At 61.1% G+C, this 26,431-nt stretch carries 19 protein-coding genes and 1 pseudogene; 18 read left to right on the forward strand and 2 right to left on the reverse strand.

Annotation, left to right across the window (positions count from 1 at the left end; translation table 11 throughout):
* The first annotated feature begins 130 nt into the window (after nt 1-130).
* The 11 genes from FJ398_03795 to FJ398_03845 all read left to right on the forward strand — a co-directional run bounded on the left by FJ398_03795 (nt 131) and on the right by FJ398_03845 (nt 12,962).
* Nucleotides 131-1,828: a type II/IV secretion system protein gene (locus tag FJ398_03795; GenBank protein ID MBM3837078.1), complete on the forward strand. Its 1,698-nt coding sequence runs from the start codon at nt 131-133 to the stop codon at nt 1,826-1,828.
* Nucleotides 1,829-2,183: 355 nt separating this feature from the next.
* Nucleotides 2,184-3,419, forward strand: a complete 1,236-nt coding sequence (locus FJ398_03800; protein MBM3837079.1) for a type II secretion system F family protein — start codon at nt 2,184-2,186, stop codon at nt 3,417-3,419.
* 349 nt (nt 3,420-3,768) lie between these two features.
* The gene (gene gspG, locus FJ398_03805; protein MBM3837080.1) at nt 3,769-4,245 is read left to right on the forward strand and encodes a type II secretion system protein GspG; all 477 of its coding nucleotides are present in this window, start codon (nt 3,769-3,771) and stop codon (nt 4,243-4,245) included.
* Nucleotides 4,246-4,257: 12 nt separating this feature from the next.
* Nucleotides 4,258-5,169 (forward strand): prepilin-type N-terminal cleavage/methylation domain-containing protein, encoded by a 912-nt coding sequence (locus FJ398_03810; protein ID MBM3837081.1) that lies wholly within the window; start codon nt 4,258-4,260, stop codon nt 5,167-5,169.
* Nucleotides 5,084-5,500, forward strand: coding sequence for a type II secretion system protein (locus FJ398_03815; protein MBM3837082.1), 417 nt, complete (start codon nt 5,084-5,086; stop codon nt 5,498-5,500). The genes FJ398_03810 and FJ398_03815 overlap by 86 nt, the downstream gene beginning before the upstream one ends.
* Nucleotides 5,501-5,577: 77 nt before the next feature.
* A complete protein-coding gene (locus FJ398_03820) occupies nt 5,578-6,633 on the forward strand; it encodes a prepilin-type N-terminal cleavage/methylation domain-containing protein (GenBank protein ID MBM3837083.1) in 1,056 nt (351 codons plus the stop codon).
* Nucleotides 6,634-6,815: 182 nt separating this feature from the next.
* Nucleotides 6,816-8,156, forward strand: coding sequence for a hypothetical protein (locus FJ398_03825; GenBank protein ID MBM3837084.1), 1,341 nt, complete (start codon nt 6,816-6,818; stop codon nt 8,154-8,156).
* 10 nt (nt 8,157-8,166) lie between these two features.
* Nucleotides 8,167-9,606 (forward strand): hypothetical protein, encoded by a 1,440-nt coding sequence (locus tag FJ398_03830; protein MBM3837085.1) that lies wholly within the window; start codon nt 8,167-8,169, stop codon nt 9,604-9,606.
* Nucleotides 9,596-10,141 (forward strand): hypothetical protein, encoded by a 546-nt coding sequence (locus tag FJ398_03835; GenBank protein ID MBM3837086.1) that lies wholly within the window; start codon nt 9,596-9,598, stop codon nt 10,139-10,141. Before FJ398_03830 ends, FJ398_03835 begins: the two co-directional genes overlap by 11 nt.
* A 353-nt stretch (nt 10,142-10,494) precedes the next feature.
* Entirely contained in the window at nt 10,495-11,253 is a 759-nt protein-coding gene (locus tag FJ398_03840; GenBank protein ID MBM3837087.1) for a hypothetical protein, read from the forward strand.
* Entirely contained in the window at nt 11,250-12,962 is a 1,713-nt protein-coding gene (locus FJ398_03845; protein ID MBM3837088.1) for a hypothetical protein, read from the forward strand. Before FJ398_03840 ends, FJ398_03845 begins: the two co-directional genes overlap by 4 nt.
* 156 nt (nt 12,963-13,118) lie before the next feature.
* Here FJ398_03845 and FJ398_03850 read toward each other — a convergent pair.
* Nucleotides 13,119-13,196, reverse strand: a pseudogene (locus tag FJ398_03850) (DUF2497 domain-containing protein).
* A gap of 40 nt (nt 13,197-13,236) precedes the next feature.
* Here FJ398_03850 and FJ398_03855 point away from each other — a divergent pair.
* The 3 genes from FJ398_03855 to FJ398_03865 all read left to right on the forward strand — a co-directional run bounded on the left by FJ398_03855 (nt 13,237) and on the right by FJ398_03865 (nt 17,574).
* On the forward strand, nt 13,237-14,256 hold the full coding sequence (locus FJ398_03855; protein ID MBM3837089.1) for a hypothetical protein: 1,020 nt from the start codon (nt 13,237-13,239) through the stop codon (nt 14,254-14,256).
* A 230-nt stretch (nt 14,257-14,486) separates the two neighbouring features.
* Nucleotides 14,487-16,070, forward strand: a complete 1,584-nt coding sequence (locus FJ398_03860) for a hypothetical protein (GenBank protein ID MBM3837090.1) — start codon at nt 14,487-14,489, stop codon at nt 16,068-16,070.
* A gap of 130 nt (nt 16,071-16,200) precedes the next feature.
* Nucleotides 16,201-17,574, forward strand: coding sequence for a sigma-54-dependent Fis family transcriptional regulator (locus FJ398_03865; protein MBM3837091.1), 1,374 nt, complete (start codon nt 16,201-16,203; stop codon nt 17,572-17,574).
* A 375-nt stretch (nt 17,575-17,949) separates the two neighbouring features.
* Here FJ398_03865 and FJ398_03870 read toward each other — a convergent pair whose 3' ends face one another.
* Nucleotides 17,950-18,132, reverse strand: a complete 183-nt coding sequence (locus tag FJ398_03870; protein ID MBM3837092.1) for a type II toxin-antitoxin system HicB family antitoxin — start codon at nt 18,130-18,132, stop codon at nt 17,950-17,952.
* A gap of 290 nt (nt 18,133-18,422) precedes the next feature.
* On the opposite strand from FJ398_03870, the gene FJ398_03875 reads away from it, so the two are divergent.
* The 4 genes from FJ398_03875 to dgoD all read left to right on the forward strand — a co-directional run bounded on the left by FJ398_03875 (nt 18,423) and on the right by dgoD (nt 26,026).
* Nucleotides 18,423-20,912 (forward strand): dehydrogenase, encoded by a 2,490-nt coding sequence (locus tag FJ398_03875; protein ID MBM3837093.1) that lies wholly within the window; start codon nt 18,423-18,425, stop codon nt 20,910-20,912.
* Between the two features lie 647 nt (nt 20,913-21,559).
* Complete coding sequence (locus FJ398_03880; protein MBM3837094.1) at nt 21,560-22,951, forward strand: hypothetical protein; 1,392 nt, start codon at nt 21,560-21,562, stop codon at nt 22,949-22,951.
* Nucleotides 22,952-23,531: 580 nt separating this feature from the next.
* Nucleotides 23,532-24,707 carry a mandelate racemase/muconate lactonizing enzyme family protein gene (locus tag FJ398_03885; GenBank protein ID MBM3837095.1) on the forward strand — a complete coding sequence of 392 codons (1,176 nt, stop codon included), beginning with the start codon at nt 23,532-23,534 and terminating at the stop codon, nt 24,705-24,707.
* Nucleotides 24,704-26,026: a galactonate dehydratase gene (gene dgoD / locus FJ398_03890; protein ID MBM3837096.1), complete on the forward strand. Its 1,323-nt coding sequence runs from the start codon at nt 24,704-24,706 to the stop codon at nt 26,024-26,026. Before FJ398_03885 ends, dgoD begins: the two co-directional genes overlap by 4 nt.
* Nucleotides 26,027-26,431 lie beyond the last annotated feature (405 nt).

The following is a 26,431-nucleotide window of genomic DNA, read 5'->3' on the forward strand; positions in this document are numbered from 1 at the left end:
CTCAAAGCCGTAACCAAAACCGAACGGGTGGCAGCCGTTGCCGCCCGCTCGGCCCAATCATTTCCACGCCATGCCAAAAACCTCGTCCACCGGTTCGACCCAGGATTCCGCGGAAGTTCAAGGCCCGACGATCAAAGAGTTGCTGGAGAAAATGGTCGAAGCCAAGCAACTGTCGTCCATGGACGCCGAGGCGCTGGCCCGCCAATGCCGGAACGGCTCCGCGTCTGCGATCCAAACCGAAGAAGACGTCCTGCGCTGGCTGGCCGAGGAATACGATTTGTCCTTCACTAATTTGGAAGACGTCGAGCTGGATCGCCAGCTTCTCTCGCTTTTTCCGGCCCGTGTGCTTCTCAAGGAGGAGGTGCTTCCGCTCAAGCGAATCAATGGGACGGTCGAGGTAGCCACGAGCCGGCTCTTTGCCACGCAAGGGCTCGACACGCTGAAAACATTGACCGGTTTGAAGCTCAAGCCCGTCCTGGCGCCGCGCGAAGCCATCCAGCGGGAAATGAAGAAACGGCTCGGCGTCGGCGCCGATACCATCGATACCCTCGGCGAAGAAGCTTCGTTCCAGGTCGTGGATGAAGATCGCGACGAGGATACCAACCTGGACACCGCCGCCGAGGACGCGTCCATCATCCGGTTCGTGAACCAGGTGTTGCGGGATGCGATCGAACTCCGCGCGTCCGATATTCATCTTGAGCCGTTCGAGGATGAGTTGCGGATTCGCTACCGCATTGACGGCGTGCTGCAGGAAGTGCCCGTGCCGTCGCAGGTCAAGCGTTTCCAGCCCGCCATCGTGTCGCGCGTCAAGATTCTGAGCCACCTCAACATCGCGGAAAAACGGCTGCCCCAGGACGGGCGCATCAAAATCCGCCTGGACAACAGCGAAGTCGATATCCGCGTTTCGGTCATTCCGATGCTCCACGGCGAAGCGGTCGTGATGCGTCTGTTGCGCCAGGACGCCACGCTGCTGGGCATGCCCGAATTGGGGATGGACAAGCGCGAACTCAAGCTGTTCCGAAAAATGCTGGGTTTGCCGCACGGAATCATCCTTGTCACCGGCCCGACCGGCAGTGGCAAAACCACGACGCTTTACACCGCGTTGAGCGAAATCAACGACTCGGTCCGCAAGATCATCACGATTGAAGACCCGATCGAATACCAATTGAAGGGCGTCAACCAGATCCAGGTGTCCGAGAAATCCGGTCTCACCTTTGCGCGCGGCTTGCGCTCGATTCTGCGGCATGACCCGGACGTGATTCTGGTCGGCGAAATTCGCGACCGCGAGACCGCGCAGATCGCGGTCCAGGCGTCGCTCACGGGCCACCTTGTTTTCTCGACGTTGCACACGAACGACGCGCCCGGCGCGCTGACGCGGTTGGTCGATATGGGCGTCGAGCCGTATCTGGTCGCGTCCTCGTTGGAAGGCGTTTTAGCGCAGCGGTTGGTGCGCGTGCTGTGCCCGCAGTGCAAAGAGGAAGATCCTTCGCAGACGGCGCAGGCCTTCAAGGAACAGGTGGATTCCTTGCAGGGCGCGACGATTCTCCGGGCGGTCGGTTGCCGCGAATGCCGGCAGACCGGTTATTTCGGACGCCACGCCATCTTCGAGATGATGGATTTGAATTACGATATCCGGCAGATGATCCTCAAATCCTGTTCGAGCGGCGAAATCGGCGCGGTCGCCCGGCGCAGCGGAATGCGCACGCTCGCGGAGGATGGCTGGCGGCTGGTTTGCGAAGGCGTGACGACACCTGAAGAAGTGCTGCGCGTGACCAAAGACCAGGCGCTGAATGGGCTTTCTGAACCGGAGACGGAGGAAGCCAAGTAGAGCATGCCGAACCGCAAGATTCCAGGAGCCGTAGCGCAGGTTTGCAACCTACAGTATCGCCGATCTGCAATCGGCCGGGCCTTTGAATGCACGCATGTTCTCGACCGGCGAGGCGCCGGTTATTTGTTCCGTGTGTGGTCAGGATTCCCGCGCGTCAGACCGGACGACGCGTCCTTTCCCCTGGCCCTCTCCCCCAGGAGAGGGTTCGCCGGTCGCGATCTCAGCTTGATCCGGGAGCGTGGGCCCATTCCAGCGCAGGATAGAATGCTCCCTCTCCCCGGGGGAGAGGGCCGGGGTGGGCGGAAAGGGGACTCGGAACCACCCAGGAATTCAGAATTGTCGAAGGCGCGAAACTATGCCGCTGTTTCAATATAGAGCCCTTCAGTCCGACGGCACGATTGCCGAAGGCCGAGTCGAGGCCGGCGGACGGCAGGAAGCCTTCCGCCAGATCGAAGGCCGCGGCTTGCGGCCCATCAGCCTGGCGGAGCGTGCCAACGGGAAGCCGGAAGCACAGATCGCTTCTACGGCCGCGCCCGGATTGTGGAAGTCGGGCAAAGTCACGGGACGAATGCTGGAGAATTTCACGCGCTTGCTCTCCAGCTTGCTGGCCGCGGGAGTGCCGCTCAGCCGCGCGCTCGTCATCCTCCACAAAGAAGCCACTGCGCCCGCGGCCAAAGAAAAATGGAAAGAAATCCACGACTTGGTGATCGATGGCATGTCGCTCGCCGACGCGATGGCCAAGTCGCCGGAGACCTTCCCGCGCGTTTATGTGGCGATGGTGCAAGCGGGCGAGACCGGCGGCTTTCTGGATTTGGTGCTGGCGCAGATCGCGGACTTTCAAGCGCGGGAGAAGGAATTGCGGGCAAAGGTCCTGACGGCGTTGCTTTATCCGAGCATCCTGCTGGTGCTTGCGCTCGGCGTGCTGGTGTTTCTGCTTGTTTTCTTCATCCCGCGATTCCAGGCGATTTTCTCCGGGTTCGGCGCTGCGCTGCCGCTGCTCACGCAAGTCATCGTGACCATCAGCCACGTCGTGCGCGCCTACGGATTGTACGTTGCCCTCGGTCTGGGTTTGGGGGCGTATCTCGTGAGAACGTGGCTCACGTCCGAACAAGGGCGGCGCACGTGGGAACGCTGGATTTTGCAGGCGCCTGTCATCGGACCGTTGCTGGCGCAATTCGCCATGGCGCGTTTTTGCCGGATGCTCGGCACGTTGCTGGGCGCGGGCGTGCCGTTGATCAACGGGCTGAACGTGGCGCGCAAATCCATCGGCAACCAGATTCTCGTCGATGCCGTTTCCAATTCCATCGAGCGCGTGAAGGAAGGCGATGCGCTGGGGCCGAGCCTTTCCGATTGCAAAGAGCTTTTCACCGGATCGGTCCTGGAAATGGTTTCCGTGGCCGAGGAAAGCGGGCGGCTGGACCAAGAGCTCGTGCGGTTGGCGAACGTGACCGAAGCGGATCTGGACCGGCAATTGAAGACGGCGGTCGCGTTCGCGGAACCGCTCATGCTGTTCTTCATCGCGGCTTTCATCGGGACCATCTTCATCGGCATGGTGATCCCGATCTTTACGATCCAAGATTACATTAAGTGAGAAACAACGGATGAGATTTATGAAACTGAACACGCAGAACAAGGATTTTGAATGGGCTTTCTGCAGGACAGCCCTCTATGCTAAGCCGTATCTATTCAGTCCGACGGCTCCGTTCCCCTCACCCCGGCCCTCTCCCCAGGGGAGAGGGAGAACATTTCCTGGCCCGTGGTTCAATTCACCATTCGAGGACCATTCCTGCGTTGGAAAAAATAGCTCCCTCTCCCTTGGGGAAAGGGAGAACACGGCGACATCGGCAGCAGGTCTTGAGGGGATCGAAGTTCCACGGCGTCCCAAGCGCAGTTCCCTCTCCCTGAGGGAGAGGGCCAGGGTGAGGGGGAACGGGACGTGCATGAACCCGGCCGCGCTCAATCAAACCCGGAACTCCCGAACTAACCGTCACTCTGTGCAACAGGGGTTTACTCTGGTGGAACTGCTGCTGGTGCTGGTGATTCTCGGCACGCTGGCGGCCATCGTGGTTCCCAAGTTCGCGGGGCGAACCGAACAGGCGCGAATCACAGCCGCGCAAACGCAAATCGCCAACTTCGAAGTGGCCCTTAACGCCTTCGAGGTTGATAACGGCTATTATCCGAAAGGCAAAGACGGTCTGATGGACCTGGTTCAGGCGCCGAAGGACGCTCAGAATTGGCGCGGACCGTACCTCAAAGATATCCCCGTGGATCCGTGGAGAAATCCTTACGTCTATGAGTGTCCGGGCCGGCACAACGAAGACAGCTTCGATATTGCGTCGGGCGGACCGGACGGCCGCACGGGCAACGAGGACGACATCACCAACTGGGATTCGCAGGGGCAGAATCGGAAACGCTAAGGCGAACGATCGATGCGAGTGGATCGTACATTGCCGCCGAATGCAGCACGAATTCTGCGGTGTGGGTTGCACGACAAGCAGCGACGCCAGACCGTAGCGCAGATTTGCAATCTGCTGTACCGCGGAATTGCATTCCGCAAGCGCCCGGCAAAGTCGGGCGTTCGGCAACTTGCCGGAGCCGCGCCGATTTCAAATCGGCGATACGGCAGAGTGCAACTCTGCGCTACGGCGCAGCGCGGTGGAGCCGCGCTCCAGCCAAATCGTCGCGGCTTACAATGTCGGGCGATACCGCAAGCTTGCAGATCGGCACGAGGGGGTGGACGGGGATTTACCCTGATCGAGTTCATTCTGGTCATGGCGTTGCTGGCGGTCGTGATCGCGATTGCCGCGCCCTCGCTTCCCAACTTCTTTCGCGGGCGCAAGCTGGAATCCGAAGCGCGACGCTTCGTGGCTCTGGCGCGCTACGGCCAAAGCCAGGCTGTCTCCGAGGGCGTTCCCATGATGTTGTGGATGGATCAGGTGGAGGGAACCTACGGTGTCCGCCAGCCAGACGGATTCAATCTGGACCCGCTGCAGCCGGATTCCGCGGCGCCGGCCCGGCAAGGCTATGAGAAAGGCGCTGCCACGCAACCGACCTTTCGCCTGGCACAGAATCTTCGCTTCGAACTGGAAGGCAGCGACAGCCGCACCAACGGGCGCGTGGTGACGATCCGTTTTCTGCCGGACGGTTCGATTGATGAAGCGGCCCTGCGCGTGCTGAAGCTTTTGCAGGAAGACCCTGAAAAACGGCGCGAACCGCACACGGTCTGGATCGCGCAGTCGTGGGACAACACTCGATATGAAATTGTGGATCAAACCAACGCGTGGCAAAGGCTCTCCCTGGAGACCAGTCTCGCGGGCCCGGGCCGGCTTTACGCTCGCTGAAGTCCTGGCGGCGCTGGTGATCATGGCGATTGTCATTCCGGCCGCGGTCGAGGGTTTGCGCATCGCGAACCGCGCGGGCGTGGTGGCCCAGCGGAAAGGCGTGGCGACGCAGTTGGCCGACAGTTTGCTCAATGAACTGATTGTGACGAAAAACTGGTACAATTCTGCGCAAAGCGGAACCTTCAGCCCGGAGTGGCCGGGATACCGCTGGCGCGTGCAAAGCGAGCCTTGGGGCCGCGAAACGATGCGGCTGGTTTCGGTCGAGGTCACTTACGAAGTGCAAAACAAAGAATATCGGGTCGTGCTGAGCACCCTGGCGCCGCCGCTGTGAATGTGACACGGGGAAGTCAACAATGCAGGGGAGCACACGCGCCCTCGCGTGTTCCGACCGGGGCCTCGCCGGTCGGAATGAACGCGTCGATCGATGCCTTGATGATGACCTGTTCGAGCGAAACACGGTGGTCGGCGAGGGCGCCGACTGCAGCACGCGGGGCGCGTGCGCTCCCCCGAAACGCTTTCACCCTGCTGGAATTGCTCCTGGCTGTCGCCGTGTTTTCCGTCGTGATCCTGGCGATCAATGTTGTTTTCTTCAGCGGGCTGCGTTTGCGCGCGGCGACTTCGCGGATCGTGGAGGATTCCATTCCAGTGAACCGCGCCGTTTCTGTGATCAAGAACGACCTGCGCTCGGTGCTTCCGCCGGGAGGGACGCTGGCCAGGACGTTCACCGGCGGCATCCAGAGCAGCATGTTCAACAACACGATGCTGAGCCAGGGCGGGGTCGATTCCAGTTCCGGTCTGCAATTCTGCACCACAACCGGTGTCACGGATGACTCGAACTTCGTTCTGTTCAATCAGACACAAATCGAACCCTGGCCGGAGATCCAGAAGGTGTCGTACTATCTGCGGAACCCTCTTTACTCGACCAACCAATGGGGCAAGGAACTCGTGCGCGCGGTCACGCGCAATCTTTTGCCCGTGATGGAAGATATGCCGGTCGAACAGCCGCTGCTCGACGGCGTGGAGCGGATCGAATTCCTGTTCTACGACGGTCTGTCGTGGTTGTACACGTGGGACCTTGCCACAATGCAGACGTCCTTCCAAACGACCGAGGGCCAGAGTCAAACCAACGCATTGCCGCAAGCGGTCAAAATCCTGATCGAATTCGCCGCCGTGGGCCGCGATGAGCGTCTGCGCAAACCGCCGATTCAATTGGTCGTGCCCATCGTGGCGGAAGCGCGAACCAACCAACTCGCGTCCGCCAGCACGAACAGTTCGGCGCAAGTTACAAGCCGCGGGAATACAACGCCGGGCGGCAATCAGAACACGAGCGGCGGCAATCAGAACACGAGCGGCGGCAATCAGAACACCGGGCGCGGCGGTGCAACCACGCCCCCGGCTTCCAACCCTTCTTCCGGCGGTCAGCGCGGAGGAAGCGGCGGCGGCGGACGAGGAGGTGGGCGGTGAAAACCGTTCGTTGTTTCCGTCCGCTTCAATTGGGGAGCGCACGCGCCCTCGCGTGCAGTGGTCGGCGCCCTCGCCGGCCTCTGAGTTTCCTCCGAAGAAGCCATCGCTACGAGACCGCCCGACGTGTGGGTTTCGACCGGCGAGGCGCCGGTCGGGACACGCGAGGGCGCGTGTGCTCCCCAATGTCGCCCGAACACGCCTCAGTTCTCATCATCGTGCTCTGGATCACGTTCGGGTTGGTGAGCACGGCGCTCTACTTCGGCCATTCCATGCTGTTTGAATTCCGCGCGTCGGACAATCACACCGCGGGCGTCGAAGCTGAGCAAGCGATCGAAGGCGCGGCCCGGTATGTGGCCTACGCTCTGACTAACCTCACCCAGCCGGGCCAGTTCCCGGAACTCCAATGGTACGACGTCGAGAACGTGCCCGTAGGCGAATCCCTTTACTGGCTGATCGGGCGCACCAACGTGTCCATGCAACTAGACCGGAACGAAACCCCGCGCTTCGGATTGATCGATGAAGCCTCCAAGTTGAACCTCAACACGGCGACGCTGGAGATGCTTCAGAACCTCCCGCGCATGACACCGCAACTGGCGGCCGCGATCATCGATTGGCGCGACGAAGACACCAACCCTTCGCAGGACGGCGCGGAGACGGAAACTTACTCGCGCCTCAATCCGCCTTACCAGAGCAAGAACGCGCGATTCGAATCGATCGAGGAACTGCGGCTCCTGTTCGGCGCGGACCCGGAAATTCTTTACGGCGAGGACTACAACCGGAACGGGATTCTCGACCCGAACGAGAACGACGGCGACTTGTCGTGGCCCGTGGATAACCGCGACGGCAAGCTGGATCCGGGAATTCTGGAATTTGTCACGATCTTCAGCCTGGAAGCAAACACGCGCACCAACGGCTCGCCGCGCGTGAATGTCAGCGGCGGCGGGACGAACCTCGCCGAATTGCTCCAGGAAAAGTTCGACCAGGCCCGCGTGAATGCAATTCAGCAGCGCGTCGCGAGCGCGACCAATCGGAGCGTGCTCGAATTTTTCCTGCGCAGCGGGATGACGGCAGAGGAGTTTGCCGAGATCGAAGGCGACCTGACCACGACCAACGCCGCGGTGATCGAAGGACTGATCAACGTGAACACAGCGCCCGTCGAGGTGCTGGCTTGTGTCCCGGGCATCGGCTGGGATAAGGCGCAACAAGTCGTGGACTACCGGCAATCTCAGAGCGCCGTTTTGACCAGCCTGGCGTGGGTCGCCGAGATCCTGGACCAGGCGAGCGCAATTCAGGCCGGGCCTTACCTGACGTCCCGGAGCTACCAGTTCACCGCCGACATCGCGGCGGTGGGCCACCACGGACGCGGCTATCGGCGGACGGCGTTTGTGTTCGATACCAGCGAAGGCGCTCCGAAAATCATCTACCGCCGCGATCTGGGCCGGCTGGGTTGGGCGCTCGGCCCGCTCGTGCGGCAGGAACTGGCGCAAGCGAAAGAGACCGGAATTACCACGAGAATGCGATGAAACGAATCCGATGATTTCCCTCACTAAAAACAAACCGCCCTCTGCGTTGATGGGGTTGACGCTCGACAAGAGCCGGATCGAGGGCGTGGTGCTGCGCCGGCTCAATGGAGCCGTTCAAGTGCACCGATCCTTTCAAACTTCGCTTTCGCTGGACCCGCTGACGAACGATCCCGAATTGGTCGGGCGCGAAATCCGCAATCATTTGAATGAGGCCGGCGTGCGCGTGAAGCCGTGCGCGGTCTCCGTGCCGTTGAACTGGGCGCTGACTTTGCAGACCAAGATCCCGGCCATTCCCGAAGCGGACGTCGCGGACTTTCTCACCATCGAAGCGGAAAAGGGATTTCCGTACGCGCCCGAAGATTTGTTCATCTCGATTTCACGATTTCGCGCTCCGAACGGGGATCAATACGCGACGATCGTGGCCATACCGCGGAATCACCTGACGCTTCTGGAGCGGGCGCTGCGGGCCGCGCAACTCAAGCCGCTGAGTTTTTCTTTGGGCATCTCCGCATTGCAGGACCTCGGCAAAGATCCCGCCTTCGGCTTGCTCGCGCTCGTGGTGGGCGAAAGTAGCGTTGAACTCCAGGTGTCCTCCGGTGGCGGCGTCGCGGCACTGCGCTCGCTGGAAGGCGCCATTGAAGCCAACGGTTTCGAACGCGACATCGACGCCGACCTCATCGCGCGGGAAATCAAGATCACCCTGGGGCAATTGCCCAGGGAACTGCGCGAGACCGTGCGCAAAATCAAGGTGTTCGGCCGCCCCGAACTGGCGCAGCGCCTGGTGAAGGAACTTCAGGAGCGTCTGGACACCATGGGCCTGGAGATTGGCCTGGGCACCGCCCAGCCCGTGAATGGATTTCCGGTGCCGGTCACTTCTGACAAGGGTCTCTCCCCCGCGCTCGGCATGGCGGCCCGATACATCGTGGGCAAGCCGGGCGGATTCGAATTTCTGCCGCCCCGGGTGAGTCCGTGGACGCAGTTCACCGCGCGTTTTGCCTCGCGGAAGATGGTGTCGTGGGGCGCGCTGGCGGGCGCGACCGTGGTTTTGATCGCCGGAACCTTCCTGTGGCAGCAGGTCCGGTTGTCCGGCCTGGAGTCGCGCTGGAAAGCGATTCAACCTCAAGTGACGGAGCTCGAAGATTTGCAGCAACGCATCCGAAAGTTCCGCCCGTGGTTCGACAACACCGCGCGCACGCTCGTCATCGTGCGCAAGCTGACGGAAGCGTTTCCGCTCGACGGCGCGGTTACCGCGAAAACGGTGGAGATCAAAGACCTTTCCACAGTCTCCTGTTCCGGCCAGGCCAAGGACCGCGAATCGTTGTTGAAAGTGCTCGAACGGTTGCGCGGCGCCAAAGAAGTGGCAGACCTGAAGCTGGGCCAGATCCGCGGGAATTCGCCGTTGCAGTTTTCCTTCGACTTGCGCTGGCGGGAAGGATCTCATGAAAATTAGGAACCGCGAAAAACTTCTGACGATCGGCGCCATTGCCGCCGTGGCCATTCTGGCCGGGGACCGGCTCGTTTACCCCCCGCTGGTGCGGACCTGGAATGACAAGAACACTCGGATCACGGAGTTGAATCGCTCCATCAACAAAGGCGAAGGTTTGCTCCGAAGCGAACGCTCCATCCGCGAGCGCTGGGACGATATGAAGAAACGCTCGCTGCCGGCCGATGTATCCAAAGCGGAAAACGACGTGCTTCAGGCGGTCGTCCGCTGGCAGCAGGAAAGCCAGATCGGGTTGACCTCCATCAAGCCGCAGTGGAAACGGACCGACGAAGATTTTGCGACGCTGGAATGCCGGGCCGATGCGGGCGGCGCCGCCGGCGGCAGCATCGAAGCAGTGTCGCGTTTTCTTTACGAACTCGAAAAAGATCCCCTGGCGCTGAAGATCGAGGGCGTGGAAATCACGTCGCGCGATACCGCCGGCCAGCAAATCTCCGTCGCGGTCCGGTTCAGCGGATTGCAGCTTGCCCGGGAGGAACGATGAAAGCGGCGCTTTTCAAAATGAACCTGGCAGAGATCGCAACCCGAGTGGCGTGTTCTCTCACGCGCGGACCGCAGCCTTTAGGCTGCTTCCGCGCGCTCTCCGCAGTCGAGCGTCGAAGCGGCCTAAAGGCCGCGGTCCGGAAGAATGGTTCATGCGAAGCTTCCTGTTCCTTACGAACCTGCCCAAGGCCCACGAACCGAAAACCGCGCGGACCTCAACCTTTAGGCTGCTTCCGCGCGCAATTTGGAGTTCGGCGTGGAAGCGGCCTGAAGGCCGCGGCCCGAGGAGTTGGTTCATGGGAAGACACCCGCGCGGCCATTCTGTGCGCTCTCTTGTGCGTGCTGCTTTCTTGCATGATCCCCACGGCGTTCGGCGCCAATGAATCCACGAATGCGCCTGCGAGCACGGACGCGCCACGCTCCGAACCCGCATTGGTGGCGGGCGAATCCACCAACGCGCCTTCACTTCAGGGCTTCGCGGAATTCAAGATCGTTGCGGAGCGGAATATCTTCAACGCCAACCGGCGTCCGGGCACAGCCAATCGGCCACCTAGAACCGAACGCCCGCCCAGAACCGAAGCGTTCTCTCTGGTCGGCACCTTCCTCTACGAAGACGGCAACTTTGCCTTTTTCGCCGGGACGGAATCGGGCTACAATAAAGTGTTGAAAGAAGGCGAGACGATTGGCGACTGCGAGATCACGAGCATCACGCAAGATTCGGTCAAACTGCTGAGCGGCGAGATGGAGATTGATCTGCCGCTGGGGCTTCAGATGAAGCGGCCAGAAGGAGGCAGATGGGAACTGGTTGTTGGCGCGGTCGCCTCGACCTCAGCAGCTCCTTCAACTTCGACATCGGCATCGGGAGGACGCGATCGGGGCTTCGGTTCCGATAACCGGCGGGATCGTGGTGGGTTCGGCTCGGACCTGCGGCGTCCGGGTGGAGACACTCGACGGGATCGCAGTTTCTGGGGGCGCGAACGCAGCGCGCCTTCCGCACCAGTCACGGAGGCGGCGCCGGAATCGAAACCGGCCGAGGCACCAGGCAATCCAGGTCCTGCGGACGACATTCTACAAAAACTGATGCAAAAACGGGAACAGGAGTTAAACAAATGAAAACCTCGAAGATTCGTGCAGCGGTCCTGACCCTTGCGGCAGGAGCATTCATCGCTTTCGCTCAAGAAACGGCGCCGCCTGCCCAAACCCCGGCGCCGCCCGCGGCAGCCCAGGAGCAGCCGGCGGCGGCAGACAAGCCTGCCGGAGACAAGGCAGCAGCGGCTCCGGCAAACGCCGCGGCTCCAGCCGAGAAACCCGCAACCACGCCAGCCAACGGCAACGCGGCAAACGGGAATGGCATTCGGCTCAATTTCCGCGGCGCGCCGTTGGAAGAGGTTTTGAATTACCTGAGCAAAGCCGCCGGCTTCATCATCGTTCCGGAGACCGACGTGAAGGGCAAAGTGGATGTCTGGAGCGGCCAGCCCTTGACCAAGGACGAGGCCTACGACCTGCTCAACACGATCCTCAAGAAAAATGGCATGGCCGCGCTGCGCAATGGCCGGACCTTGACCATCGTCAGCCTGGAAGAAGCGCGCAAACGCGACATCCCGGTTGTCCAAGGCAGAGAGCCCGAAGAGATTCCCAAGACGGATCAGATGGTCACGCAGGTGATTCCGATTCGTTACGCGGACGCCACGCAGATGACGCGAGACCTGCAGCCGCTGCTCCGGGATTACGCGACTTTGACCGCCAACCAGAGCGGCAACGCGCTGGTGCTCACCGCGACGCAAACCGATGTCAAACGAATGGTTGAAATCGTCAAAGCGCTCGACACTTCAATCTCCAGCATTTCCGGGATTCGCGTTTTCCAACTCCAGTACGCGGACGCGAAAGACCTGGCGAATGTGATCAAGGAATTGTTCGACACGTCGGCCACGCAGAGAAATCAAGGCCGGGGCGGCGCGGTGGGGGATCGGATCCAGCAACTCTTCAACACAGTCGGGGGGTTCGGGGGCGCTTTTGGCGGCGGGCCAGGCGACCGCGGCGGCGGCCCGGGCGGATTCGGCGGGCGCGCTGGAGGCGCGGGCGGCGCAAGCGAGGCGCGGCAGGCTGCTTCCAGAGTCGTGGCCGTGGCCGATGAGCGCACCAACTCCCTCGTGGTCAGTGCGCCTGACGAGTACCTGCCGACGATCGAACAAATGATCAAGCAGATCGACATCGTCATGGACGACCTCACCGTGCTGCGCGTGTTCCGTCTGAAGAACGCCGACCCGACTTATATGGCCCAGCAATTGGGGGCGCTGTTTCCGGATGAGACCCGCAGCCAGAATAATCAATTCGGCCGGGGCGGATTTCAGTTCCTGGGAGGCGGACCCTTTGGAGGAGGCCGGGGCGGATTTGGCGGCCGGGGCGGCGCAGCCAGCACGGCCAATCAGAGCGAACGCATGAAGAAGCTGGGCCGTGTTCTCTCGGTCCCGGACGCGCGCACCAGCTCCCTCATCGTCAGCGCGTCGGCGGAACTCATGCCGCAAATCGCCCAGATGATCGAAGAACTCGACGCCGATCCGGCTCGGAAAGAGAAGGTGTTCGTTTTCTCGGTTGAGAACGCGAACATCCAGGACGTGGAAGAGCTCCTGAGCGACATGTTTCTCGGAAACAACAGTCAGTTGTCCAGCCGGAGGCGGACCCAGCAGCAGAATAACAACGCCTTGAACAATCGGCAGTTTAACACCACGCGGAATCTTGGAACGGGCGGCAACTTCGGCGGCGGACGCGGGGGGACCGGAGGCGGTTTGCCCACCTTCGGCAGCGGCAACTTCGGGCCTTAGTCCGTCGATATCGTCCGGTGGCTCTGAGTTTGAAATCTGAAATCCGAAATCTGAAGTGGATCAGCCTATGACATTCATGACGACAATACGTTTCTGGCACTTCTGCCTGGCTCTGGCCCTTGCACTGGGCTGCGCGCTGGATGCCTTCGCCCAATTTGGCGGCGGCGGCTTTGGGGGTGGCGGCTTCGGCGGCGGCGGCGGGTTTGGCGGCGGCGGCGCCCTCGGGCGTGGCACGCTTCCTCAGTATCCCGCCGGCGGCCAGATCGGTTCCGCAATGTTTTCCTCCGACCCCGAATCCAGGAAACTGGTCGTCCGAACCGACGAGGATACGGCGAAGTACATCAGCATGGTCATTTCCAACCTGGACCGCCCCAAACCGCAGGTCCTCATCAAGGTCGTTTTTATGGAAGTGTCCTACACGAAAGGATCCGATATCGGCGTGGAAGGATCGTTGGTCAAAAAGTTCGGAGGCGGAGGCTCCAGCAGCACGGGCATCGTCAATCAGGTGTTCGGGAGCGGGCTTTTGTCTCAGGCGCCCAGCGCGCTGGCGCCGGGAGCCGGCCTCTATACTGTTCTCGGCAATGATTTCCAGGCGACCTTGCGCGCCATTGCTCAAGCCGGAAAAACAGAAATCCTTTCGCGGCCGTCCATTCTCGCCCGCAACAACCAGCAAGCGACCATCAGCATCGGCCAACAAGTTCCATTGATCACCGGCACGCAAATCAGCGCGCTGGGGACCCAGAGCAGCAGTGTTTCCTACGCCAATGTCGGGATCATTCTCCAGGTGACGCCGTTCATCACGTCGGACGGGCTGGTGGAAATGATCGTCTCGCCACAGACCTCGGAACTGGCGGACCGGGCGCAGTGGGTTGCGACCGGGAACGGCGTCAGCGCGCCGGTCATCAATTCGCGCTCGGCGGACACCGTCGTCGTGGTTCCCGACGGCCAGCCGGTGGTCATCGGCGGCATGATGAAAAATCAGAAGCTTCAATCGGACAGCAAGATTCCGATTCTGGGCGACATCCCGCTGTTGGGCGCGGCCTTCAAACGAAAGATCACGGACAACGTCAAGACCGAGCTGTTGATTTTCCTGACGCCGCACATCGTCCGCGATCCGGTCGAACTTGCGCAAATGACGCAGAAGGAAAGAGGCGATCAGGAAATGGTCCCGAAATCCTTTTCGGAGCAAGAACTGGATAAGTTCCTGGACGGCGTGCCGGTCAAAGATCCGTCCACGATTGGCCTGCCGCCGCCGGAGCCGGCCAAACCGAAGCCGAATTCGAAGCGAAGGTAGGCCTTCACAGGGTTTAGCGTGGGTGGGGATGCGTTCCACCGCGTCCCAAACTGAACCTTGAAGCAGACGGCTACCGGAAGGTGACGATGGGACGTCTGAGGTCTCGGGTATTCCCGTCCTCCGCTTTCGATTGGCCGAACGTCTTCCGGGTGAGATCAGGGACGCGGTGGAACGCGTCCGCGCCGAACGCAAAGCTTCCTTTGCCTGAAAAGATCAGTTAAACTCAAGTTATGATCAGCCGGACCTCCCTCATTTATGCGCTGCTCGCCGCGGTCTGGGGAATCGTGATCGGCTGGCAGACCCTGGAGCATCAGCGAGTCAAGGAATCCAAGCGCACGGCCTTGCTGAACCGCCCGGTGGCTACGGCCAAAACGCTGGGCAAAGTCATCCAGTCGATCGCGTGGGACATGAAGTCGGGCCGCCTGGTCGCAAAGGAACGGTTGGAAACGGCGCTCAAAGGCCTCGTGACTGATGGCGAGCTAAGTTCGATTGCCCTCTTGAATGCCGCCGGAGAACAGGTCGTCGCCGCGGGCGCGCCGGTTGATCTCGATTCCATCGACGGGTTGCTCCCGGGCGAATACTGGGGCGCTCGAACCCTGACCGTGGTCCGGCGCGTCGATCTGGACGCAAACAACGCGTCGGCCGGAGAAACGAATCGCCCGGCGATCGTCGTGCCATCAGCGCCCCCCAGATTCGGCTCGCCGCGGGACTGGACTCGATCCGGTGATGGCGGAACGAATTCCTCGGCCGTTCGCCCCGCGAACGCCTCGACGGGCAACCTGACGAACGCGACTGGCGACGTCAGTAATGCTTCGACAGCCAGTCTTGCCGGAAGCCAGCCTGGCAGTTCTTCAATCCGGATTCAAAACGATCGTTCTCCCGACCCTGGGCAGGGCGATGGCCGCCGGCGCAGAGGACCTCCGCCTTTCGTCATCAGCGAAGAGGAACGCATGTCGCGCGGACTTCACGACGTCGTCATCGCGATGTCCACGGAGTCGTTCCGGCAAGCGTGCATCCAGGATCTCTGGCTGCGGCTCGTCATTGGACTGTTCGCGGGTGTCTCGGTCGCGGGACTTGCCTTCGCCTGGCGCAACACGCAGAAATCTTCCGATTTGCAAATGCGGCTTCTGCGCGCCAGCGAGTTGAACTCGCATCTGAGGCAAATGAACGTCGCCGCGGCCGGTCTGGCGCACGAAACCCGCAATCCGCTCAACATCATCCGCGGCGTGGCGCAGATGATTTCCCGGGATGCCAGCACGTCGCAGGAAATCCGGAAGAAAACCTCCGAGATCACGGACGAGGTCGATCGGGTGACCGCGCAACTGAACGAATTCATCAATTACTCCAGGCCGCGCGACATTCGCCGAGCGCACGTGGTCCTGAACGCCGTCGTGGCGGACGTGGCGCGCGCTTTGCAGAGCGATCTGGAGGACAAATCGATTCGGTTGAGCCGGACGGAGGAGCATCTGACCGTGGAAGCGGACGAGCAATTCCTCCGGCAGGTCCTTTTCAATCTGCTGCTCAACGCAGTCCAGGCTGTGGACAAGAACGGGGAAATTCAGATCGTGGCCAAGAAAACCAGCCCCTCCGAGGCTTGCCTGGAAGTGCGCGACAACGGTCCAGGCGTCCCCCCGGAACAGCGCAAGGAAATATTCAAACCCTACTTCACGACGCATCAAAAGGGGACCGGGCTAGGTCTGGCGGTGGTGCAACAGATCGTCCTGGCGCACGGCTGGGAAATCGAGTGCCTGTCGAACGACAGCCAGGGAGCGGTTTTCAGCATCAGCCGCATGCAACTGGCCGCGAAGGCGTAAATCCCCCTCGTGCGCAAGAGCCGCATTACCTGCGTTGCCTGGTTAACTCATGTAATGCCCTGACGACTTTCATTGCGGCTTTTGGACGCACGGGTAAATTCTCCAGCAAAACGCGAAGCCGCTGCGCCCCATGCCGACGAAAGCTCACTCGCCTTCCCCGAAACCGCCGAAGATTCTGATCGTCGATGACGACGCGGGCCAGCGGAGCTTGTTGGACTCGTTCCTGAGGCGCCAGGGCTTTGAAACGGTCATCGCCTCTTCCGGAGAACAAGCGCTGGAAATTCTGAAGGGCGAAGGCATTCAAATGATGATCTCCGACGTGCGGATGCCCGGAATGACCGGCCTGGCAACATTGCGGGAGGCGCGGCGCCAGCACTCCGTGCTCCCGGTCTTGCTCATCACGGCGTTTCCCGACATTCGCGACGCGGTGGGTGCAATGCGCGACGGCGCGGTGAATTATCTGGAAAAACCGATTGACCTGGATGAATTGCTGTCCGCCGTGCGCAAGGCCATCGGAATCCAGGAGCAAACAGCACCCGCGTACGGGCAAGACAAGCCGCTCCCGCCTTATGTCGTGGCCAAGAGCCCGCTCATGGAAAACGTCTTTCGGGACGTCTCGCTGGTCGCGCCCTCGGACAGCCGGATCCTGATCACCGGCGAGAGCGGCGTGGGCAAGGAGATCGTGGCCGGCGTGATCCACCAGTGGAGCGGCCGCGCGGCCGGACCGCTGGTCATCGTGAATTGCGCCGCCATTCCCGAGACGCTGTTGGAAAGCGAGTTGTTCGGCCACGAGAAAGGCGCGTTCACAGGCGCCACCAATCCGAGAGTGGGCCGTTTCGAGGAGGCCAACGGCGGCACCATTTTTCTGGATGAAATCACCGAGATGTCGCCGCCGCTTCAGGCCAAACTCTTGCGCGTGACGCAGGATGGCAGCTTCCAGCGCCTCGGCTCGAACAAGGAACGGCAAACCAACGCGCGACTCCTCGCCGCGACCAATCGCAATCTCGAAGAGGTCGTGAAGAAGGGAAGTTTCCGGGAGGATTTGTACTATCGGCTGAACGTCATGGAGATTTCCGTTCCACCGCTGCGGGAACGGACCGAAGACATCGTGCCTCTGGCCGGATTTTTCGTCGAACAATTCTCCAAACGCAAAGCGCGCTTCTCGGCCGCAGTGATCGCCATCCTGGAAAGCTATCAATGGCCGGGCAACGTGCGCGAGCTCCGCAACGCGATGGAACGCGCCACGCTTCTCTCGCACGGGGAATTGATCCTGCCCGAACATTTGCCCGGCCGCATTCGCCAGGCCACCCAGAGCGAAAAGCCCCCTGAAACGACGCCGGCCAGCCGGCTGGAAGACATCGAACGCCAGGCCATTTTGCAGGTCTTGCGGGAAACCCACTTCAACCGCACGGAGGCCGCCAAGGTCCTCGGCATCAGCCGCCGCGCGCTGACCTACAAACTCCAGCACATGCGCGAGCAAGGCTACGCAGTGGATGCGCGCTAGGTATTCTATTGGAAAGCCAGCAACGAATGGTGTCGTGAAAAACTGGATAGACGAACAGGAAGGCACGAGAACATGAAAACAGTGTCTGTGACGGAGCTGACGATCCGTTCGCCGCCGCGGCTAAGCGTCTCGCCAAGCCTCGCTCGCATCTGCCGAACGATTATGCACTCAACCACGGTCACTACGTTCGCGGCGCCCTTGATCAGATCAAGAACCAACCGCGCGCTATCTGCCCGTCGCCGTTGTTCGTGGATAGCAAGCTGACGAGCATGATTCAATGCGCGGACTTGTGTGCGTTTGCCGTCCGTTCATGCTTGACCAGGAAGGAGGCGCACCGCTTTGATCGCATTGGCCAGATTCAAAAAAGTCCAGGGCTTAAGCCTTGTCACGCGGAGGCAGAATATGAAGTTCCCGGCAAATCGTTTCCACCGAAGCCCTCAAATCCTCCAAGCATTCCTTTCGCGTCTTGCCCTGGCCATTGGCTCCCTTAATTTCTGGACACCAGCCGACATACCAGCCGCCATCCTTGAAAATCACGGCTGTGTACTCCGGTTTCATCGCGACAATTTAGGCGGCGGACGAGATGACTTCAACCGGCAAAATGGCTCCAGGAGAAAATTCGGCTGGAAAATCGACAGCGTTCCATCGAAAAACTGTTTTGGCCCAGCCAATGGCTCAGTATGATGCCGCCATGAATACGCGTCGCGGGTACCGACCACGGATTTCGCGGAGGACACGGATCAGAAATGGTTTTTCTGGAATGGTATCCGTGTTTATCCGAGGGATCCGTGGTTAGGAATCGGGATGACGGTCTTAAGAACAACATCTTGAAGCATCGAACCAAGCGTATGAGCGAAACAACTTTTCCCCCATCCACCTTTCTCTCTCTTGCCCTGTCTTTGACGCTGTGCACCCAAGCGTTCGCGGCCCCTGCTCCCGCTGGAATCAAACCGACCGGCGCCGACGACCGTCCGCTCAATCTCGACCTTGAGGACGGCACGCTCAAGGACTGGAAGGTTGAGGGCAGCGCGTTTGGCAGGCAGCCAATTAAGGGCGACACCGTGGCCAGGCGGCGCGATGACATGAAGAGCAATCACGCGGGCGAATACTGGATCGGCACGTACGAAATCGCCGGTGACGATCCGACCGGGACGCTCACCTCCGTGCCGTTCAAGGTCACGCATCCGTTCGCCAGTTTCTTGATCGGCGGCGGCTCAACGGAGTTGAATCGGGTCGAATTGGTCCGCGCGGATACGAAGCAAGCGTTCTTCAAAGTATCCGGCTTCGACGCGGAGAACATGCGGCCCGCGGTCGTGGATTTGCAGCCGCACCTGGGGAAAGAAATCTTCGTTCGGGTAATCGATCACCAGATTGGCGCGTGGGGCCACATTAACTTTGACGACTTCAAATTCTTCGCCGCCAGGCCGGCCTTGCCGAATGAGATCACCGCCGCCGAACTGGCCAGACAAGCGGAAGTTCCTCCGGCCGACGTCGTCAAATATGCCGGGCTTTCGCCGGAAGAAGCCGCCAAAGCCATCACGCTGCCGCCCGGGTTTTCCGCCAGACTTTTCGCGGGCGAACCGGACGTGAAGCAGCCCATCGCTTTTGCCATCGACGACCGCGCGCGGCTCTGGGTCGCGGAAGCTTACACGTATCCGCGCCGCGCGCCGGAGGGCCAGGGCAAGGATCGCATTCTGATTTTCGAGGACACGGACGGCGACGGCCGATTCAACAAACGCACCGTCTTCATGGAAGGGCTAAACTTGGTGAGCGGATTGGAAGTCGGCTTTGGCGGCGTCTGGGTGGGCGCCGCGCCGTACTTGATGTTTATCCCGGACAAAGACGGCGACGACAAACCCGACGGCCCGCCGGAGATTCTGCTCGACGGCTGGGATTTCCGGGCGGACACGCACGAGACGCTGAACACGTTCACCTGGGGGCCGGATGGCTGGCTGTACGGGTGCCACGGCGTTTTCTGCCCGTCGAACGTCGGCAAACCCGGCGCGCCGGCGAGCGAGCGGCAATGGGTCGATGCCGCAGTGTGGCGGTATCATCCAACCAAGCATCGGTTCGAGGTCTTTGCCGAAGGGGCGAGCAATCAATGGGGCGTGGATTTCGACGACTACGGCCAGTGTTTCATCGAAGCCTGCGTGATCCCGCACCTCTGGCACATGATCCAGGGCGGACGCTATCAGCGCCAGGGGGGCGAACACTACGCGATCAGCCTGGAGGAGATTCGCCGCAATGAACGCGCGCGAAATCCCAATTCACGGAAGCCGACCTATCCCTTTTTCTACGACGACATCAAAACCATCGGCGATCACGTTCACTGGGCCGGCAGCAAAGGTCCGCACGCGGCCAATGCGCGCTCCGATTCGGCGGGCGGCGGCCACGCGCACGCCGGATTGATGGTTTATCTGGGGGACAGTTTCCCGGCGGATTACCGGGGAAAACTTTTCATGAACAACATCCACGGCCAGCGGATTAACATGGACATTCCCGAACGCCGCGGTTCGGGCTTCGTGGGCAAACACGGCGCGGATTTTGCCAACTTCAACGACACCTGGTCGCAGACGATGAATCTACTCTACGATCAGAACGGCTCAGTTTATGTCATCGATTGGTACGACAAGAACCAGTGCCACCACAACAACGTCGAGGGCCACGACCGCTCGAATGGCCGCATTTTCAAGATCGTTTATGGGGACACCAAATGGACGCCGGTGGATTTGCAGAAGAAGAGCGACGACGAACTGGTCCAGCTTCAATTGCACCCGAATGATTGGTACGTCCGGCATGCGCGCCGCCTCTTGCAGGAGCGTGGCCCGAATCCAAAAGTTCACGAGGCGCTACTCATGATTCTCAGCGAGAACCCGGATGTGACGCGCAGGCTTCGGGCGCTTTGGGCGCTGCACGTCACGGGGGGATTGACCGAGAAAATCGCACTGGCCCAACTCGATCACGCGAACGAATACATCCGGGCCTGGGCGATTCAACTTATGATGGAGGACAGGAATCCTTCCGCGGCACTCCTCAAGGAACTGGCTCGTTTGGCGAAAAGCGATCCTTCACCGTTCGTCCGGCTCTACGTCGCCGCCGCGCTGCAGCGGACGCCGGTGAACCAGCGCCTGGAAGTGCTGGAAGGGCTGCTCGCTCACGCCGAGGACTCGCAGGATCATAACTTGCCGCTGATGTATTGGTACGCCACGGAGCCGGTCGTCGCCCAGGACATGAAGCTCGCCGTGGCGCTGATGACAAAGACGAAGATTCCACTCGTGCGCCAGTTCATCACGCGAAGGATGGCATCTTCCGATAAGGTGGCTTCGGCGGGGCGATGAAATGCAGAAGGGACAGAGACCGGCCCGCGCCCCATGATCCCGTTGGGATTCTAAACGGAAGAATTGCGTGTAAGGAGCAGAGGGGACTGGCGCACTCCAAAACCTCGCGGTGGAGTGTCGGTTCCTGGGAAGTCTCCACGGCTTCAGAACCAGGCAGTCGGCCCATGAACCCGGTAGGGCGAGTCCGTCCCAGCGAGCCGCTCGACGTGCGTGGAATACATCCGACTCGGCTCGCTGGGGACAGGCTCGCCCAACCGTCTGGTTCATGGGAAGCTTCCTTGGCCACGGCGCCATGCACATGGACCATGAACCCACCCCCAGCCCCTCCCGAGAGGGGAGCCCCGTTTGTCGCGTCAAAATCAAGTTCCCCTCCTGGGAGGGGTAAGGGGTGGGTTGGTTCATGGGAAGGACTGAGGAGAGAGGCAACCAATAAAGACGGCCCTCCTCTCCCTGGGCAGGGAAGAGAGGGAGTAATCCGAACCCAATCTTCAGTCTCGATCCTGTCCCCAGCGAGCCGAGCTGGACGTGCTCCAAGCCTGTCGAACGGCTCGCCGGGACGGACTCGCCCTACCTTCTTGATCCTCCTTCTGATTGGCGCAACTGCCGGTCTCTCCGTGGAGATGTCCGGGGCTGGACCCGAATCCTCAGTGCCAGCCCCGCTGCGAGCCGTTCTGGAGAACACCCGTCCTTTGGAACTCCCGCGCGGCACCCGGCTTCCCTTATTTGTTCTGCCGATCTCCAATGCGCTGCGTGGTTCAAGCGACGAGTTGGCCGAAAAGGCGCTCTCCGAATTGGCCGTGCGCGGCATCGGCTATACCGTGGCGTGGAATCCGAACGACCGGGCCCAAACACTGGCCGAGGGATTGCGCAGCGCGAAGTTTGCCCGGCGCGTCGGGCTGCCCGTGGCCGTGGACGCGACGGCGTGTCTGGACGGATTCTTCAATGGCGATCCTGCTACCCTGCACATCGACGGCGAAGGCCAGCCCTTCGCGGATCTCTCATTCGATCCAGGGCGGAGGATGGGATGCCCATTCGCCCTGGTCGGACGCGTGCCGGTGATTCGCGAGCGCGTCGAATTTTTCCTGAAGGCTTACGCGAAAGCCAGGGCCCGAATCGATTTTGTCTTTGCCGACTGGGAAATTGACGGGCCGATTGAATGGAACGACGCCTGGGCGAATTCGCGGAAATGCCAGAGGTGCCGCGCACGAATCAAAGACCTCGACGACTTTCGCGCGTTTCAACGCCAGTTGCGGGAAGTCCGCAGCGATTTGCAGCGCCGGGTTTTTGCCCAGCCGGTCCGGTCCCGTTTTCCGAAAGCTCTGGTCGGAAACTACGGCGTCTATCCGCACAACGGACGCCGGCACTGGTACGATTATTACGAACGTCTGCCGGAGGGGGCGCCATTCGTGGAGGATCAGCGGGCGCGCTATCGCGAGTGGGCGCATGAATTCGGTCCGTGTCGCTACTCTCTGGCGATGCCGGTTGTGTACACGTGGTATCCGATCTATCACTGGTACGACTTTGCGAACTCGGATTACCGCTGGTTCTACAACCTCCTCCTGGTCGGCTCGAACGCCGGCCAGTCCACGCCGCGCTCCACCCCCATCGTGACCTTCGTGCACCGCAACACCACGGCGCCGCCTCCGAATGCGGATCCCGGCGTGAGGCCCTTCAGTCCGGAGCAATACCAGGAGTTGCTCTGGCACCTGCTTTTGCGCGGCCACGACGGGTTCTTCGTCTGGTGCCTGCAGGAGGAGTTGGCCGAAGAGACGCGGCTCGTTCATGAAGTGTATGCCGCCTCGCTGGCCTATCGGGAATTCCTGGATCGCGGGCAACCCGTGACTTTTGAAGTGCCGAAACAGCCGGCCCCAATTGTCTCCGGCTTGCGCCTGGGAAGCCGAGTCCTCGTTCGCCGCACCGATTTCGAACCGAATTCAGGCGCAGTGCGATTGAAAGTCGGCAAACAAGAATTGAAAATCCCGCGTTCGGAACAGAGCCAAGTCATACCGATTCAACTTCGCAGGGCGGCGAAGCCGTAACCGAAGAGCCGCAAGCTGCACGGACCGCAGCCTTCAGGCTGCTTCCCGCCCCGCTCTGGAGTTCGGCGCTGAGGCGGCCGACTGCTTGGTCCGCAGGATGGACGACAAAGCTCGTAGCGCAGAGTGGCACTCTGCCGTATCGCAGAATTGTATTCTGCGGGGCGTCTCCCAGTCCGAGCACGCTGGGATTTGCCGGCGCCCTGCCGATTGGAAATCGGCGATACAGCAGATTGAAAATCTGCGCTACAGTTCTCCGGTCGATCTGTCGTCAATCCCACGGTCTGCACAGTAAAGGCCACGGTCCGAACAGACGGTTCATGGGGAGAGGATGGCGGCGCGGAGGTATGTAGTCCCGGCTTCAGCCGGCTTCAGCCGGTCTGGCGATGCAAAGACTGAGCGAGTTTGGCAAAGAACCAGGGTCGATTACGCCTATGGACGGGGCGTTCGGGACCCCAGTGGGTTGGGAGTGTCGGAGTAACGGAGTGTCGGGGTGGCAGGACTTGGCAAGCTGTAGGGATTTCAGTTTGCAACCTTTGGTCGGCCGATTGTATCGTCGCCTGGTTCTCCTGAAGCACGACTTATGTCCACTGCGCCCACATCGCGATCCACATCCCGCTTCATCCACCGGCGGAGGATTCGGCTCGCGGCTGTGGTTCAGGCGCAGATAGCCGATTCCGCCAAGCCGTCCGATTCGAGGTCTCTCGAAATCGTCGCGCTGGACGCATTCCGGCTGCGCGAACCGGGGTCGCGCCGCCGCTACACCGTGATCAGAGTGCGGACACGTTCGGGCCTTTCCGGTTTTGGAGAGACCAGTGTGGTTTCGTCGGAAGATCTGAGCCAGGCGAAGGGAATCCTTTTGGGCCTTGCGGCAACCGCATACGAAATCGCGCGCCAACGCCTCGCGGCACTGTCCGGCATTCAGGCCGCCGTGAACATCGCGCTCCTGGATATCCTCGGCAAATCCACCGGCGCGCCTATCCATCATGTCCTTGGTGGACCCACGCGACACAAGGTGCGAGTTCTGACGGCGTTGGCGGGCAATTCAAACGAAGACTTGCTCGATTCCATGCAACGCGCGCGGAAAGCCGGGTTCCGCGCTTTTCTCGTTCCGCTTCCTGCGCCGTCGGCGGCGAACCAAGGCCAGGCTTATGCGCAAGCCGTGCGCCGGCGTCTCGAGAAACTGCGCGAGGCTGGCGGAGAGGAAGTCGATTTCGCGCTCGATGCCGCGGGCTCGCTTTCGCCAGGCGATGCCTCCAGCCTGGCGGCAGCGCTGGAACGATTTCATCTGCTCTGGTTCGACGAACCTTGCCGGATTTCGAATCTAAGCGCGCTGCGGAAGATTTCGAGTGAAAGCGTCACTCCGATCGGACTGGGCCGCCACATCCATCTCGCGGCGGATTTCCAGGATCTGTTGCGGGAGGAAGTGATCGACGTGCTGCGCCCCAGCCTGGCCGCGAATGGCCTGAGCCAAATCCGAAAGATGGCTGCGTTTGCGGAGGCCTACTACGTAGCGGTCGCGCCGTATCACGATGGCGGACAGATCGGCGTGGCTGCGGGCCTGCACCTCGCGGCCAGCCTGCCGAATTTTTTCATCCAACAAGTGCCCTTCGCAGTCGCGGAGGCGGATCAGAAGATGCGCGCCGAATTGCTGGGCGGGTGGGACACACAAATCGTAGATGGATTTGCCGCGCTGCCGGCGGGATCCGGGCTGGGCATCACCGTCAACGAAACGGTCCTCGATAAACTCCGGGAATGAGAAGACGAGACTTTTTCGCAGCATTGAGTGCCGCAGGCGCAGCCGGCGCGCTTGGTGGGCGACGGGCCCGAGCCGCGGACGCGAGCCAAGGGGCACCCGCGGCCTTGCGAAGTCCTCTGGGCGCCGAGGCCTTTCGGGAGGTCGGATCGAAGATCAGAGTCACCAACATGAAAGTCTTCGGCGTCTCGCTCACGCCGGAATCGGATCGGCCTTACGTGTTCGTAAAGCTCGAAACCAATTCCGGAGTCGTGGGCTGGGGCGAAGCCACGCTTGAAGGCAAGGCCGGCGCGGTCATGGCGTGCGTGGATGACTTCAAGGAATTCATCCTCGGGAGCGATCCGATGCAGGTCGAGCACCACTGGCAATCGATGTACGTTCACAGTTTCTACCGCGCCGGTCCCGTGATCGGCTCGGCGATTTCCGGGATCGATCAGGCGCTTTGGGATATTCGGGGCAAAGCGCTGGGCTTGCCGGTTTACAAGCTCCTCGGCGGCCCGTTCGATCCCCAGGGTGTGCGCGGTTATTACCACGCTTCGGGTCGAACCCGCGAAGAACTGGCGCGTCTTCGGGAGACCTTGCGCCAACACGGGATTACCTGCATCAAAACGGGAATCCCCGGATATTACGAGTGGATCGAAACGCACGCGGCCATCAAGCGAGCCGTGGGCGCGCTCGAATTGCTGCGCGAAGGCATCGGACCGGAGATCGACATCGGCGTGGATTTCCACGCCAAGACCAGTCCGAGCGTGGCGACAATTCTGGTGAAGGAAGTCGAGCCGTTGAATCTCCTTTTCGTCGAAGAACCTTGCCCGCCGGAAAACGTGAAGGCCATGGCGCGGATCGCGCGGCGTTCCACAACACCGATCGCCACCGGAGAGCGGTTAATTGCCTCTTACTCTTGCCGCGAGCTGATCGAGTTGGGCGTGGTGGACATCTTACAGACGGACATCAATCACGTCGGCGGCATCACGGCGCTGTGGAAAGTCGCGGCCATGGCCGAACCGTCCGGCATCACGCTCGCGCCACACGCTTGTGAAGGGCCGATCGGCGGACTGGCCACCTTGCACGTGGACGCGGCCATGCCGAATTTTCTCGTCCAGGAAATCTGCAGCGGAATCGAACCGGGGCCGAAGGAGAAAGTCTGGGCGGAATGGCTGGGTTTCCCGGCGATGCGCATGGTGAACGGAAAGTTTCCTTTGCCCGACAAGCCAGGTCTGGGCTTCGATCTCTCTGAGAGCGCGTTCAAGAAGTATCCGTTTGGCGGGACACGGCCCATGGCGCGGGTGTTTCACAAGGACGGCTCCGTCGCGGCGTGGTAGAGTGATGAGGAATGGCGCCGGCTACAGCATCGGTCCACCGGCCAATCCTGAGCCCGGCTCGACCGGACTTCCCAAGGACTTTGAAGAACTGCCACGCGAGGCGTCGGCACACGTGCCAGGGATCGAGTCTGCCGGCGAAGTTCCAAGTCTAAGGGTCTGTGCAAAAATAACTTCCGGTTTTGGCGGGAGCGCCGCCTGGCCGGATGCAAGGCGCGAGGAGGGAGCATCCCCGTTTTGGGGCTGTGACCGACGAGCAACGCCGCAGCCGGCCAGGCGCCGCCCCGCCCCGGAGGGCTGGGGCGATTTCGCTTTCTGGCTTCGTTTCTCCTCAGAGCGTGTCCGAAAATTCCGCGGGGTCCTGTTTTCGCGCCAAAGGCCGGATGGCGAGGCGCAACGAAGGAGAAT

This window comes from Verrucomicrobiota bacterium (genome assembly GCA_016871535.1).
Classification (GTDB): Bacteria; Verrucomicrobiota; Verrucomicrobiia; order Limisphaerales; family SIBE01; genus VHCZ01.